This window comes from Tianweitania aestuarii (assembly GCF_018457165.1).
Lineage (GTDB): Bacteria > Pseudomonadota > Alphaproteobacteria > Rhizobiales > Rhizobiaceae > Tianweitania > Tianweitania aestuarii.
In genome coordinates this window covers 699,172-713,521 of the sequence record NZ_JAFMNX010000001.1, presented here as the reverse complement: position 1 = coordinate 713,521, position 14,350 = coordinate 699,172, and the positions used below count along the sequence as shown (strand labels likewise).

14 protein-coding genes are annotated in these 14,350 nt (G+C 58.6%); 11 read left to right on the top strand and 3 right to left on the bottom strand.

Annotation, left to right across the window (positions count from 1 at the left end; all coding sequences use genetic code 11):
- Positions 1-5 precede the first annotated feature (5 nt).
- Positions 6-1,286, bottom strand: a complete 1,281-nt coding sequence (sbmA, locus tag JYU29_RS03380; protein WP_213983335.1) for a peptide antibiotic transporter SbmA — start codon at positions 1,284-1,286, stop codon at positions 6-8.
- A gap of 130 nt (positions 1,287-1,416) precedes the next feature.
- Positions 1,417-2,601 carry a YbfB/YjiJ family MFS transporter gene (locus JYU29_RS03375; RefSeq protein ID WP_250157167.1) on the bottom strand — a complete coding sequence of 395 codons (1,185 nt, stop codon included), beginning with the start codon at positions 2,599-2,601 and terminating at the stop codon, positions 1,417-1,419.
- 263 nt (positions 2,602-2,864) lie between these two features.
- On the opposite strand from JYU29_RS03375, the gene JYU29_RS03370 reads away from it, so the two are divergent.
- The 5 genes from JYU29_RS03370 to JYU29_RS03350 all read left to right on the top strand — a co-directional run bounded on the left by JYU29_RS03370 (position 2,865) and on the right by JYU29_RS03350 (position 7,875).
- Positions 2,865-3,773 carry a hypothetical protein gene (locus tag JYU29_RS03370; RefSeq protein WP_213983334.1) on the top strand — a complete coding sequence of 303 codons (909 nt, stop codon included), beginning with the start codon at positions 2,865-2,867 and terminating at the stop codon, positions 3,771-3,773.
- Positions 3,774-4,120: 347 nt separating this feature from the next.
- Entirely contained in the window at positions 4,121-5,194 is a 1,074-nt protein-coding gene (gene ada / locus JYU29_RS03365) for a bifunctional DNA-binding transcriptional regulator/O6-methylguanine-DNA methyltransferase Ada (protein WP_213983333.1), read from the top strand.
- Between the two features lie 100 nt (positions 5,195-5,294).
- A complete protein-coding gene (locus JYU29_RS03360; protein ID WP_213983332.1) occupies positions 5,295-5,999 on the top strand; it encodes a GntR family transcriptional regulator in 705 nt (234 codons plus the stop codon).
- A gap of 125 nt (positions 6,000-6,124) precedes the next feature.
- Positions 6,125-7,087: a dihydrodipicolinate synthase family protein gene (locus tag JYU29_RS03355; protein WP_213983331.1), complete on the top strand. Its 963-nt coding sequence runs from the start codon at positions 6,125-6,127 to the stop codon at positions 7,085-7,087.
- A complete protein-coding gene (locus tag JYU29_RS03350) occupies positions 7,087-7,875 on the top strand; it encodes a phosphodiester glycosidase family protein (protein ID WP_431192835.1) in 789 nt (262 codons plus the stop codon). The genes JYU29_RS03355 and JYU29_RS03350 overlap by 1 nt, the downstream gene beginning before the upstream one ends.
- A 15-nt stretch (positions 7,876-7,890) precedes the next feature.
- Here the strand turns inward: JYU29_RS03350 and JYU29_RS03345 are convergent, their stop codons facing one another.
- Positions 7,891-8,802 (bottom strand): LysR substrate-binding domain-containing protein, encoded by a 912-nt coding sequence (locus JYU29_RS03345; RefSeq protein ID WP_213983330.1) that lies wholly within the window; start codon positions 8,800-8,802, stop codon positions 7,891-7,893.
- A 113-nt stretch (positions 8,803-8,915) separates the two neighbouring features.
- Here JYU29_RS03345 and JYU29_RS03340 point away from each other — a divergent pair, with 113 nt between their 5' ends.
- The 6 genes from JYU29_RS03340 (at position 8,916) to JYU29_RS03315 (ending at position 14,320) form a co-directional block, all read left to right on the top strand.
- On the top strand, positions 8,916-9,704 hold the full coding sequence (locus JYU29_RS03340) for an ABC transporter ATP-binding protein (RefSeq protein WP_213983329.1): 789 nt from the start codon (positions 8,916-8,918) through the stop codon (positions 9,702-9,704).
- 20 nt (positions 9,705-9,724) lie between these two features.
- Positions 9,725-10,507: a transporter substrate-binding domain-containing protein gene (locus JYU29_RS03335; RefSeq protein ID WP_213983328.1), complete on the top strand. Its 783-nt coding sequence runs from the start codon at positions 9,725-9,727 to the stop codon at positions 10,505-10,507.
- 74 nt (positions 10,508-10,581) lie between these two features.
- Positions 10,582-11,295 carry an ABC transporter permease gene (locus JYU29_RS03330; RefSeq protein WP_213984237.1) on the top strand — a complete coding sequence of 238 codons (714 nt, stop codon included), beginning with the start codon at positions 10,582-10,584 and terminating at the stop codon, positions 11,293-11,295.
- A 50-nt stretch (positions 11,296-11,345) separates the two neighbouring features.
- Positions 11,346-12,128, top strand: a complete 783-nt coding sequence (locus tag JYU29_RS03325; RefSeq protein ID WP_250157258.1) for an ABC transporter permease — start codon at positions 11,346-11,348, stop codon at positions 12,126-12,128.
- 26 nt (positions 12,129-12,154) lie between these two features.
- On the top strand, positions 12,155-12,934 hold the full coding sequence (locus JYU29_RS03320; RefSeq protein WP_213983327.1) for an HpcH/HpaI aldolase family protein: 780 nt from the start codon (positions 12,155-12,157) through the stop codon (positions 12,932-12,934).
- Between the two features lie 6 nt (positions 12,935-12,940).
- Positions 12,941-14,320: an FAD-binding oxidoreductase gene (locus tag JYU29_RS03315; protein ID WP_213983326.1), complete on the top strand. Its 1,380-nt coding sequence runs from the start codon at positions 12,941-12,943 to the stop codon at positions 14,318-14,320.
- The last annotated feature ends 30 nt before the right edge of the window (positions 14,321-14,350 follow it).

Below are 14,350 nucleotides of genomic sequence, written 5' to 3'. Positions count from 1 at the left end.
CTGCTTCAGGTCGCCGGCTGATCTTCCGGCGGCACACCGGCCTGCTCACGCCGCAAATAATGCTGGTCGGCCTCCGGCAACTCGCCACCTCCGATCTGCGCCTCGAACGCGCGGAGGCGTTTGTAGATCGAGATCAACTCCACGATCGTCGGCCAGGAATTCACGAGGTACTGGAACGATGAAGCGACGTAGGTGAAAGCGGACAAAATCTGCTGAAAGATGCCGAAGGTTATGCGTCCGGCAGCGATCGTCGGAACCAGCAGGAACGTCGGAAAGATGACGTCTGCCTGCAGGTACAGATAACGGGCTACGTTGAAATAGACGTAGTGAAAATAGAGCGTGAAGTAGTTCTTTCGCACATTGTCGAAGAGCTCACCGAGCGTCAAAGGCTGGGCACGACTGGCATCGTCCTCGCCGTAAACCAGCTCCTTACGAAGCGCCGCTTCAACGCGCTGATTGCGGAATTCCAGGCCGGGCAGTTTGATGCCGACGACCGCCAGAAGAACCGTGCCGAAGATCGACCAGCCGATCGCTGCAAACACCAGCGGATAGGGGATTGCGCCGACCACCGGCAGTTCCGTGACATTGCCCGACAAGGCTGCCAGCACAGGCAGAAAGGCGATCAAGGTCATGAGCGCGTCGATCAAGTTGACGCCGAGCCCCTGCATCGTGGTGGCGAAGCGCATGGCGTCTTCCTGAACGCGCTGGGACGCACCCTCGATATGGCGCAGGCGGGGCCAATGATAGGTGTAGAATTCATTCATCGCCGTGCGCCAGCGGAACACCCAGTGACTGACGAAAAACAGGTTGAGCACCGCAACCGTGATGCCGACCAGAGCCAGCGTCAGAAACTGGACAACCCCGCTGAACAGCTGCCCCTGGTTCACAGAACCTGGCGTCGTCAGAGCTTCCTGGATCAGGTTGTAGAAGGGCCCGCGCCAGTTGTTGTTGATGACGATCGACACCTGAACGGAAAAGTTCGTGATGAAGATGATCAGTCCTGAACCCAGAACGGACCAAGCCTGCCAGCGGTGCGGTGAGAACCAAAACCAGAAGCCGGCGAAGAGCAAGATCGACATCCAGAAGTAAACGTAAAACCAGATGTAAGCAGGCGACAGGAACTCGCTGACGCCCCGCGTCGTGTCCGCATCGGCCCCGCTCGGCGCCATATTGAACAACGCACCGAGTTGTTCACCGCCAAGATACCAGCCGATGACTGCAATCAGGCTCCAAATAACTGCGGAGGCGAAGAACAGCCGCGGCCGCGGAAAAAACGAAACAAACAAGTGCGATATCCTTCAAGGGCGGCCGCAACGATCCGCGTGCAAACGATGTACTTGGCGCACTCACGGCGCGAATTGGTACGGATTCGTGGCGAGGATCGTCATTCCACCGCGCTCGTGGATTAATGTTTTTTCATGTTCGATGAGCGCGGCTTTCTGAGCCGAAACCCACGGCTGTCGCGGCCGACACCAACAGCAGCAACGCAGCCCCGATCGAAGGCACAAGAAAGCCGCCTGTCCAGTCAGCCAGATAACCGGCGGCGATGGGTGCGATAACCTGGCCGATGCCGAACGCAGCCGTCATGACGGCCAAGGCTTTTCGCGGTGCGTCAGGGGCAGACATGCGTCCGGCTGCAAGACCGTAAGCAGTGATGACCACAAACGTACCGCCGAGAAGAGCGCCGCCAACGATCGCGCCGACCATGCCGGGGATCAGAACACTTGCCATGACGCCAAGGCTCTCGATCACGCACGCTACGGCAAAGGCCATTACCAAGCCGATGGATGCAACAGCGGCTTTCCAGACATGCAACGAGAGAAACGCCGCTATGCCTGTGACGAGCCAGACACCGGCTTCCATCTGTGCTCCACCATCGCCAACGCGCACGATCGCGATCAGGAAGGTTGCCGTGACCACATAACCTGCACCGAAAAACCCGTAGGCAAGCGTCATGGCCCAGAAAGGTCGTGATTTCGGCAGGGGCAGTTCGCGGCTGCCGGCGCCGATCGTCTTCGCGGTGGGCGCCAACAGCAAGAAGACGATCAGTGTTCCAACTAGGGACAGAACGCCGGAGGCAAACCACCCAGTCTGCCAACGGGCTTCCTCGAAATAAACGATGCCCGTCAGCACTGACGACAGAGCGATGCCTAATCCCACACCGGAAAACACAACGGACTGAAGATCCATCCGATTGGCTTGGGCAAGGCGCGCGAACACGATCGTGGTCGTGAAAACAAGACAGAATGCGCTCGCGAGGCCGGCAGCAAAGCGAATGATCACGAAGACCAGAAAGTCATGGCTCAAGCCCATTGCCGCTGCGAGCAGGCTCGATGCGAGCAGCGAGATAAGGGCGATGGCCCGTTCTTTTCCATGTGCCCAGCCACCGCCGCCCAGGATCGCACCGAGAAGGTAGCCGACGAAATTGGCCGAAGCGATCCAGCCGGCTTGCGATACGGTCAAGCCGGTGCCAGTCATCAAGGCCGGCAGGAGTGGCGTGTAAACGAACCGGCCTATCCCCATGGCCGTGGCCAGACTGACCATGCCGGCGAGCGCGTTCAACAGTGCTTTGTCGTCTTGCAAGGCTTTTAGCCTACCCATGGACCGCAGGATCCTGCTACTTCTGCCATATAGAAAACATCAGCAGGACACCAAAGGAACAAAGTGGCTGAAGCCGCGTTGCGGTGATGTTCGTAACAGAAGGTCCAGTGCTGTTCATGCGAAGCATTCTCTACATCATCGGCGCAGTGGTCATCGTTCTCTTTATCCTGTCCTACGCCGGTTATCGTTGATCGCTGTTCAGAACTAGGCAGGAAAACCGGCTCCACACTGATCCTGGAGCACGGAGAGGGAAGTTCAAAACCATGTCTTTGGGTGACACAACATCGGGCGTGACCATTGTCGAGACGGGAGCTGGTGAGAAGACCGGTTCTTATGTCGACTGGCCAGCCATCATCGCAGGTGCCGTTCTGGCTTCTGCCATCTCTTTCGTGCTGATCACATTCGGATCGGCACTCGGCCTTTCCCTGACGTCGCCTTATGAAGGCGAAAGCACCTCGCTTTGGGGCATCGCACTCGCAGCCGGCCTTTGGCTCTTGTGGGTTCAGGTCTCCGCTTTCGGCGCAGGCGCTTACCTGACCGGCCGTCTTCGGCGTCGCGCTTACGATGCGACCGAGCATGAATCCGACATCCGCGACGGCTCGCATGGTCTGCTCGTCTGGGCTGTAGGCGCTCTGCTTGGCGCCTTCATGGCTGTCTCGAGCCTCGGCGCAGCAACGAGCACGGCTGCCGATGCAGTATCGAACGTAGCCGGCGGTGCAGCAAGCGCAATCGGTGGCATCGCTTCTGGTGCCGGCAATGCAGCCGATAATCCTGCCGTTGCAGGCTACGTCGATCGCTTGTTCCGCGGCCAAAATGGTGAGCCGATCACGCAGGAAACCCGCGCTGAGGTCGGTCGTATCTTCACGTCTTCCCTTTCCGAAGGCGAGTTCAACGAGGACGATCGCAACTATGTGGCTGGCTTGATCGCTCAGAACACCAACATCCCGCAGGAAGAAGCCCGCGCCCGCGTCGACCAGGCGGTTACAACGGCTGAAGAAGCTGTCCGGTCGGCTCGCGATGCAGCGGACGCCGCTCGCAAGACGGCTCTCGTGGTTGCCTTCTTCACGGCCGCTTCGCTTGCAGTAAGCGCAGCCGTTGCTTTCTTCGCAGCCGGCATCGGCGGTCGTCACCGCGATGAGGGCGTCATCATCGAAGGTCTCGGCCTGCGTTGATACTTACTCCGGAAAAAAGGCGGCTCACTCGCCTTTTTTCCACAGCAGTGTCGGTGTCCTTCAGGAACTCCACCTACACGAGCGCGTTACTTTATCGATCCGCTAATGTGAAAGGCTCAGAAAAATGAACGGTATTATCTATCTCGTCGGTCTTGTTGTCGTGGTTCTCGCGATCTTGTCCTTCCTCGGTCTTCGTTGATCGAAAGATCTTTCTGAGAAAACGCCCTGCCCTCATCCGGCAGGGCGTTTTCGTTTCAGCTTGCTGTGCAGCGAATTTGACAGCAAGCAGCGGGAAGCGGATGATCGACATCTTGCCTATGATGCCTCAAGCTTCATAAGGACATGCCATGCCGCATTCTTCTCACACCGCTTTCGATCCGCTGGCAGACCTGCGCTGGAAAGCCGTCTTGGATCGCGATGCCGCTTTGGACGACCACTTCTTTTACGCGGTTCTTACAACCGGCATTTTCTGCCGACCTTCCTGCCCTTCGCGTCGAGCCAAGCCAGAAAACGTCCGCTTCTTCGCTACCGCTGAAGAGGCCATGGAAGCCCGCTTCCGTCCCTGCCTGCGCTGCAAGCCGCAAGCCGCATCAGCAAAGCGAACGCAGGCCCAGCGTATCGTTGAAGCTTGCAAGCAGATCGATGTCGCAGATGACCTTCCGCAGCTAGACACCCTCGCCTCGGCCGCAGGTCTCAGCCCGTTCCACTTCCACCGCTTGTTCAAGCAGCATACCGGTTTGACGCCCCGCGCTTATGGTGCCGCTCGCCAAGCAGAGAAGCTACGGTCTGCCTTGGGCCAGGGCAACGATGTTACGAGGGCCATCTACGAAGCTGGCTTCAACGCAAGCAGCCGCGCCTATGACCAAGCGGACGGGGTCCTCGGTATGACACCTGGCGCGTACAAGAAGGGCGGAACAAACGCACGCATTCACTTTGCCATTGGCGAATGCACACTCGGGCACATCCTTGTGGCTCAAAGCCAGAAGGGTCTATGCGCAATCCTGCTGGGCGATGAGCCTGAGATACTGCTTCAAGATTTGCAGAACCGCTTTCCCAAAGCCGAGCTTATCGGCGCAGATCCCGCTTTCGAAGAAACCGTTGCCACCGTGGTCGGCTTCGTGGAAGCCCCGCGCATTGGCCTCGATCTACCGCTCGACATCCAAGGCACCGCCTTTCAGGAGCGTGTGTGGCAGACCTTGCGCAGCATTCCCGTCGGCACAACGGTCAGCTATGCGGAACTCGCTGAGCGTATCGGTCAACCAAGCGCTGTGCGAGCCGTTGCCGGTGCCTGCGCAGCCAATGCTCTTGCTGTCGCGATACCCTGCCACCGCGTGGTGCGCACGGACGGCAGCCTGTCCGGCTATCGTTGGGGCTTGGAGAGGAAGCGCGACTTGCTTGAACGGGAAGCGCAGGAATCGTGAAGCTCGTCTTGCACTCGCCTCCTGTTCGGAGTGTCACCCCCGTCAGAAGCTCCTGCGATGCGCAGCTATTGTTCACGCAAACACCTGCCTGGGTGGTGCAATGACCGACATCACTGATACCGAGGCACCCGTTCGCAAACGTGGCTCCGGCGCACAGATGGTCTATAACATCCTTCGCGATGAGATCCTCGACCTCGTGCTTGCTCCAGGCAGCCCTATTGAAGAGGTGCAGATTTCGGAAAGGCTGAAGGTGTCGCGCACGCCGGTGCGTGAAGCCCTGGTTCGGCTCGCAGGCGAAGGCTTGGTCAGCACTTTGCCGAACCGTTCCACGGTCGTGTCGCAGATCGATTTTCCCAACCTGCACCACTTCTTCGACGCACTGACGCTGATGTATCGGGTCACAACCCGAAAAGCAGCCGAGTTCCACAAGCCAGCCGACCTGGAAGCGATCCGCAGGCATCAGGCAACTTATGCCGCAGCGGTCGAGAACAGGAATGCGCTGGCGATGATCTCTACCAATCGCGATTTCCACGCGGCTATCGCGATGGCCGGCCGCAACCCCTACTATGTGAGCCTCTTTCTTCGCTTGCTCGATGACGGTCGCCGCCTGTTGCGCCTTTATTACCAATCTTTTGACGACAATCTTCCACGTCGGTACGTGGCAGAACATGACGAGATGATCAAAGCCATTGCCGCAAGGAATGTCGATGAATGCGACCGCCTGGCAACAGCGCATGCGGACCAGATTGTCCAACAAATCCAAAAGCTGATCCTGCCTGAACATCGAGAGAGGGTGCCTCTTTGAAAGCTACCAACTGGCAGCAGCGCCTCACCGGAAGGCACCATGCTTTCCTGTCGACAAATTGCATGCAGATGAGGTAGGTAACCTCAATCGAACGTCCCCGACGTCCTTTGCTTGAGGAATCATCTATGGAAGCCGACATCTTTTCAGGTTGCATCCCTGCTCTCATGACGCCCTGCAAGGCCGATCGTACGCCTGACTTCGATGCGCTTGTTCGCAAGGCAAAGGAGCTGATCGCGGCCGGCATGTCGGCGGTAGTTTACTGCGGCTCGATGGGCGACTGGCCCCTGCTTACCGATGCCGAGCGCATGGAAGGCGTCGAGCGTCTCGTGCAGGCTGGTGTTCCGGTGATCGTTGGAACAGGCGCCGTCAACACGAAGCTTGCAGTAGAACATGCTGTTCACGCCCGGAAGGTCGGTGCGCAGGGTTTGATGGTTATTCCGCGCGTTCTGTCACGAGGCCCGTCGCTTCTCGCCCAGAAGGCGCACTTCAAGGCGATCCTCGCCGCTGCGCCCGAACTGCCTGCCGTGATCTACAACAGCCCCTATTATGGTTTCCGTACGCGCGCCGATCTGTTCTTCGCACTGCGCGCAGATCATCCAAATCTGGTCGGCTTTAAGGAGTTCGGAGGCGGCGATGATATGCGCTATGCGGCCGAGTTCATCACCAGCCAGGATGATGCAGTATCGTTGCTGGTGGGTGTTGATACTTGCGTCTTCCACGGCTTCGTGAAATGCGGCGCAACGGGTGCGATCACCGGCATCGGCTGCGTTTTGCCACGCGAGGTGCTGCATCTGGTTTCACTTGCGCAGGCTGCGGCACAAGGTGACGCCACTGCACGTCAGCGAGCGCTGGAACTGGAAGCGGCTTTGGCCGTGCTGTCTTCCTTCGACGAGGGACCGGATCTCGTTCTTTACTTCAAGCACATGATGGTGCTGAAGGGCGACCCTGAATACACGCTGCACTTCAACGAAGACGATGCGCTCAGCCCAAGCCAGAAGGGCTATGTGGAAGCTCAGCTCAAGCTGTTCGACACCTGGTATGCCGACTGGTCGAAGCAGCTTGATAACAGCCATAAGCAGGCCGCTTGATCTTTCGCGCAGGTTTACGGCGTAGCAAGCTTGCCCTCCTCCTGGTGTCGTTGACGCTGGGAGCGACCTCTGCCGTGGGGATGGCGCAGGCCGAGGTTTGTAAGCGAGACCAGTTCGAAAACACGGACTATGTCGTTTGCAGCATCGACCCCGCATCGTCTGACCTGCGGCTCTTCTGGAGGAAGGACACAGGCGCGCCCTTCCGGAGCTTCGCCACATTGGCGCGGAGCCTGGAGGCAGAGGGCAAGAAGCTGTCTTTTGCCTTCAATGCCGGCATGTACGACACCGACTTCACACCGGTTGGCCTTTACATCGAGAATGGCAAGCAACTGCGGCCTGTCAACTCCACCATCATGGAGCGGCCGGCACGGGAGATCCCCAACTTCTTCAAGCAGCCCAACGGCATCTTCTTCTTTGGACCCACGAAAGCAGGGGTGCTCACGACAGAGGAGTATATCAAGCGCAAGCCTGATCCTCTCTTCGCAACGCAGTCGGGGCCGATGCTCGTCATTCGGGGAAAGTTACATCCAGCCCTGATCCCCGGCTCCACCGATCGGAACCGGCGTAGCGGCGTGGGGGTCTGCGAAGATGGCCACGTTCACTTCGCGATCAGCGAGACGCGGGTCAACTTCCATGACTTTGCGCGGTTGTTCCGGGATCATCTCAACTGCCCGGATGCCTTGTTCCTGGATGGCGGTCGCGGCACCGGGATCTACTCACCAGCCTTGGAGCGCAGCGACGTATCCTGGCACGGCGGATACGGTCCCATGATCGGCCTCGTTGAATAAAGCGAGCGCAAGCCGTCATCCCGCCGCTTCGGATTGATCCCCGATGGCCAGAAGCCAGTCGCGAACGGCTGCGGCGCGGCGCGTCAAAGGACGGTCTTTCCTTGAAACAACGCGAAACCTGTTGCCGGATGAAAACGACACATCGAGCGGCTTGACCAGCGTACCGTTCTCGACAAGATCGCCAACAGAATGCTGCCAGCCTAGGCCGATACCTGAACCGGCAATAGCTGCGTGGATGACGAGGATGTAGTTGTTGTAGGTGTCAAAGGCGTAATCGCTTGGACAATCGACACCGCAATGGCCGAGGAAATCCTTCCACGTGTTGCCATCATGGTAGTTGCTGTCGAGCTGCAGCAGATTGAGCTTCAGCAGCGCTTCCAGATCCTTGATCGGCCCGACATTCTTCAGGAATGAAGGGCTGCAGACCGGAAAGATCTTCTCCTCGGCGAAGGGCTGAACGTCATAGCCGGGCCATTCCGTGCGCCCGTTGGTGATTGCCATCGAAACGCCGTCGGCTGGAATATCGAGCTTTCGGTCGGAGTTATAAAGCTGCATTTCGATACGCGTATCCGGATCGGGATAGGTCGCCAGGCGCGGCAGCAGCCAATACGTTCCCACTGTTATCGAAGCATAGACCTTGATCTCCGCTGCGGCGGATGAGGTGTGAATTTCTTCCGCCACATCCTCGATCTGGTCGAGCCCCCTGGCCACGCTTTGATAAAGCTTCGCGCCGTCTTGCGTGATGCGCAGCTGCCTGTGCAGACGCCGGAAAAGCGTCGTGCCCAGCCCTTCCTCCAATTGGCGAATGGCATGGCTGACAGCTGCGGGCGTTACATTCAACTCGACGGCAGCCTTGGTGAAGCTTTCACACCGCGCTGCAGCGTCGAACACGTAGAGAAGATTTCCCGAAGGAATTAGCTGGCGCATTTTACGCATGAGCTCAGTTTGTCCAACTGTTAGAATTTTTGGCAGTTACGCGCACTCTATCGTGCGTTATCTCTCCGTTTAATCAAAGAGAGTTCGTGTAAGAAGGACCTTGAATGTCCGAGTCCGAAGGCAACGCTTCGACCGAAGCGATTCATGCCGAGCAGATCCACAAGCGCTTCGGAGCGCTGGAAGTCCTGAAAGGCGTCAATCTTTCCGCAAGGAAAGGGGACGTTGTAGCCATCATCGGCGGTAGTGGTTCAGGCAAATCGACTTTCCTGCGCTGCTTGAACTGCCTCGATCACCCGACATCTGGAAGCCTCAGGATCAACGGTGAGGAGGTACGCTTCAAGCCAGACGGTCACGGCGATCTTGCGCCCGCTTCGCGACAGCAGATCCGCCAGCTTCGGTCACGTCTGGCCATGGTGTTCCAGAACTTCAACCTTTGGCAGCACCGCACCTTGCTGGAGAACATGATCGAGGCGCCGGTGCATGTGCTTGGCGTTCCTCGCAAACAGGCGATCGAAGAAGGCAAGCGGCTTCTCGATCGGGTCGGCCTTAACGACAAGCACGATGCCTATCCTGCCTTTCTGTCAGGCGGGCAGCAGCAAAGAGCTGCCATTGCGCGCGCTCTTGCCGTCGATCCGCTGGCAATGCTGTTCGATGAACCGACCTCAGCTCTCGACCCTGAACTCGTGGGCGAGGTCCTCAAGGTCATTCAATCTCTCGCCGACGAAGGTCGCACAATGATCCTCGTCACCCATGAGATGGCATTCGCTCGCGATGTCGCGACCCGCGTTGTGTTCTTTCACAACGGCGTTGTGGAAGAAGAAGGACCGCCATCCGAGTTCTTTTCCAATCCTCAATCCGAGCGACTGCAAAAGTTTCTCAGCAATTTCAACTAACAAAGCAAAAGGGAACCGAAATGAAGAAGGGTATTCTTTGTGCGGCCGTAGCCGCAATTACACTCCTGTCGGGCTCAGCAATGGCCGCGGAGAAGGTAAAGGTCGGCTTTGCGCCGGAACCTTATCCCCCGTTCTGGGTGCCGGACGCTCAGGGTAACTGGACCGGCTGGGAAGTCGAATTCATCGACGCCGTATGCGACGAGGCAGAGCTTGATTGCGAGCTGGTTCCGGTCGCTTGGGAAGGAATCATCCCCGCCCTGCTCGGCGGCAAGATCGACGTCATCATGAACTCGATGCGCATCAACGACGAGCGCCGCAAGGTCATCGATTTCTCCGACAGCTACTACGACATGCCGACAGCTGTCGTGGCCAACAAGTCCGACGACATCGGCGTCAGCCCCGAAGACATGAGCGGCAAGATCATCGGCGTTCAGGTGTCCAGCGGCCAGCAGGCTTATGCGAACAAGAACTTCGCGTCGCAGGCATCCGAGATCCGCGGCTACAATACGCAGGACGAAGCCTACCAGGATCTGGCGGCCGGACGGATCGACGTTGTTCTCGACCGCGTCATCACCATGGACCAGTTCCTCAGGTCCGATGCCGGGAAAAGCTGCTGCGAAACCAAAGGCAACCTGCCCGCGGATTCCGCCACGCTTGGTGAAGGCAACGGTGCCGGCCTGCGCAAGGACGAGACCGAGTTGAAGACCAAGCTCAACGAGGCGATCGCAGCCGTACAGGCAGACGGTACCTACGCAGAGATTTCGAAGAAGTATTTCGACTTCGACATCTCGCCGAAGAAGTAAGCGGCATCGAGAAAGCCCGCACCTAGGGTCAACACGAAAGCAAGCGGAGAATCCCGATCAGTTTCGTTTTCGACATATCGTCCCTTTGGAGCGGACTCGACCTTCAGCAATTCACCACCGAGGGATGGGGATACGCACTCCTCGGTGGGCTTTGGCGATCGTTGTTCATCGCCTTCGGTGCATTCGCACTGGGGCTCGTGATCGGCATGTTCGGCGCCGTCGGCAAACTTTATGGTGGAGCCGTGGCCCGCGAAGGGCTTGAACTCTACACCACGATCGTTCGCTCGGTTCCGGAACTGGTGCTGATCCTGATCGTGTATTTCGCGGGTGCCGACCTCATCAACGCCGTGATCGGCTTGTTCGGCCAGGATCCCATCGAGATCAATGGTGCATTGGCCGGCATCTGGGTGCTGGGCTTCGTTCAAGGCGCTTACTCGACCGAAGTTATTCGCGGCGCCATTCTGGCCGTCCCTCAGGGACAAATCGAGGCCGCCCGTGCTTACGGCATGGGGTCGTTCCTGACGCTGCGCCGGGTCACGCTTCCTGCCATGCTGCCTTATGCCATTCCTGGTCTTTCGAACCTTTGGCTCATCGCCATGAAGGACACCGCCCTGCTGGCCGTGCTCGGCTTCGGAGAGCTGACACAGATTACCCGGCAAGCTGCAGGCGCGACGAAATCCTACTTCACCTTCTTCCTTGCGGCGGGCTGCCTTTATCTCATCGCCAGCCTCGTCTCCAACTTCCTTGCGAGACGGCTTGAACGCCGGGCACGCCGCGGCATCGCTTGAGGATAGACCGCGTGAGCAAAACAGACACGACCGAAAACACCAGCAGCGCACTGGTCAGCGCACCTTCTCAAGGCTCCTCAGTTCGCCTCACCGGCTGGCTCATCCTGATCGTTGCCGCAGCCGCCATTGCGTCTCAGATGCGGTGGGACTGGATCATGGACTATTATCCCCTCCTGTGGAGGGGGCTGGTCACGACCATCATCCTGGTTATCGTCACGAGCGTTCTCGGACTGCTTCTCGCCATTCCGATCGGGCTCGTGCAGGTCGTCGGCCCTTTCTGGCTGGCCTGGCCGGCAAAGGCCTTCTGCACCGTCATTCGTGGCACGCCGCTGCTTCTGCAGCTTTGGCTGCTTTACTACGGTTTGGGATCGCTTTTTCCGCAATTCCCCTGGATCCGGCAGTCGGAGCTTTGGCCGATCCTGCGACAGGCATGGCCTTATGCGGTGCTCGGCCTGACGATGTCTTATGCGGCCTATGAAGGCGAGGTTCTACGCGGCGCCTTTGCGGGCGTCGGCAAGGACCAGCTGGACGCCGGCCGTTCCTTCGGCATGTCGGAGCGGCAGATTTTCCGCCGGATCTGGTTGCCCCAGGCAGTTCGCCGCGCGATGCCGACGCTTGCGGGCGAAACGATCCTGCAGCTCAAGGCGACGCCGCTCGTCGCTACCATCACGGTGCTGGACGTTTATTCCGCTGCAGCTCAGGTGCGTCAGTCCACCTATCTCACTTACGAACCGCTGCTTCTGATTTCAGCGATCTACATCATCATCTCACTGGGCATCCTGAAGATCTTTTCGCGCTTCTCCAGCTCGAAACAGGTGAGGCTTGCGGGATGAACGCAGGCAAAGAAACGAGTTCAAGAATGGTTCTCCAGTTCGGCAAAGACTTCCGGGACAGGCTCCTTGGTCAAGCACCTGTGTTCGGCGCGTGGCTGAGCATCCCTCATCCCACGATCGTGGAAGTGATGGCGCGCCTGGATGTCGACTTTCTTCTGATGGATGCGGAGCATTCCGCAATCGAGGTCAGCGCACTTAGCACCTTGCTGCCGGCTGCGGATCTTCGAGGCAAACCTGTCATCTTCCGGCCCCGGTCACAGGCCTCGGCCGAGATCAAGTCCGCGCTTGATGCCGGAGCCGCCGGTGTCATGGTCCCCATGGTGGAAAGCGCCGAAGAAGCGTGCGCCATCGTAGCGGCATGCAAATACGCACCGCTCGGCAAGCGTGGCATCGGTCCATGGCGCGCATCCGGATATTACGACCACTTCGGCGACTACCTCGCAAACGCCAACGATGCGACCACGGTGATCGTGCAGCTCGAAAGCGTGAAGGGCCTTGATGCCGTTGAAGCCATTGCTGCGGTTGAGGGCATTGACATCCTTTATGTAGGACCGGCTGATCTTGCGAGCTCTCTGGGTGCGCCTCTCGGTGAGATGAAGGGTCCGCTGCTCGAGGCTTGTGCGCGGGTAGCCAAGGCGGCACGGGAGAACGGGAAGATTGCCGCCATCGATGTCGGCGAGGTCGATCACATCCCGCAACTGCGTGACCTCGGCTTCTCGTTCTTCACGATCGGCTCGGACGTGGACTTCATTCAAAAAGCCGGGCGCGCGCTCGTCTCGGATCTCTCCTGCTTCTGCAAGGCTTAAGGCGACATGACGACTTTTGACGCTCTCAAAGCGATCGTCGGCGCGAAATACACCGTGCCCGGCGAAGAACTCGCCGAAAGACCACAGGACTTCTGGAACAACGATCCGACCATTGCTCTGGGGTTGGTGAGGCCCGGCAATGTCGAGGAAATCGCGGCCATCCTTTCGCAGTGCGATCGTGACCGGCAAGCTGTGATCGTTGAAGGTGGCCGCACCAACCTGGTGCACGGAACGCGCTCCAACAAGGACACCATCCTTGTGTCGCTCGACCGTCTCAATACGATCGAAGCGCCGGACACCGACAACTTGTCAGTCGAGGCGCAATCCGGCGCGGTGATCGAGTCCATTCAAAACGAATGTCGGCGGGTCGATCTGCGCTTTGGTCTGGATTACGGCGCACGTGGAAGCGCCCATCTCGGCGGCGCACTGTCGACGAATGCGGGCGGGTTTCAAGCGCTTCGCTATGGTGTCGCGCGCGATCAGGTTCTTGGACTGGAATGCGTTCTCGCTGATGGGACCGTGCTCAGCCATCTCGTGTCCTATCCCAAGGACAATACGGGTTATGATCTGAAGCAGTTGTTCATCGGCTCCGAGGGCACGCTCGGAGTCATTACGAAAGCAGTGCTGCGTCTGCATCCCGCGCCATCAACAACGAATACGGCCTTGATTGCCTTCGACAGCTTCAACGCCGTTGCCCGAATGCTCAATCGCATGCGACGCGACCTGCGGGGCACGCTGTCATCGTTCGAGATCATGTGGAACGAATTCTTCGCGTTCAACACCCGCGCCGTTTTCGCCGACAGCGCACCGCTGGGGCTAGAACACCCCTTCTACGTGATCTGTGAGGCCGAAGGCTTCGATCAAGACGCGGATGCGTCTATGTTCGAAGCCTGCATCGCCGCGGCACTCGAAGCTGGAGACGTTGCCGATGCCGTGATCGCGCAATCCTCGCAGCAACGTCTGGAGCTCTGGAAGATCCGCGAAGACTTCGAGGCTGAAATAGCGTTGTTCACCAATATGGTCGACTTCGACGTCTCGCTTCCCGTCTCACGCATGGAAGCTTTTGCCGAGGATGCAACGCAGGTCTTGAAGGACAAGGTGCCGGACAATCTCGGATTGCACGTCATCGGCCATATGGGCGATGGCAACCTGCATGTGACGACAGGTGTGCCAAGGATCGACCGGACGAAGACGGTCAAGGATGTGATCTACCAGATCATCGCCAAGCATGGCGGATCGATATCTGCCGAGCACGGTGTCGGTTTGGCCAAGCGCGACTATCTCCATCATTCACGATCAGCCGCTGAAGTGGCCGTGATGCGCGCGCTGAAATCCACCCTCGACCCCAACAACATCCTCAATCCCGGCAAGGTGTTGCCTATCTGACTAGGTGGTGAGGCTCAGGTCACTCTCGGG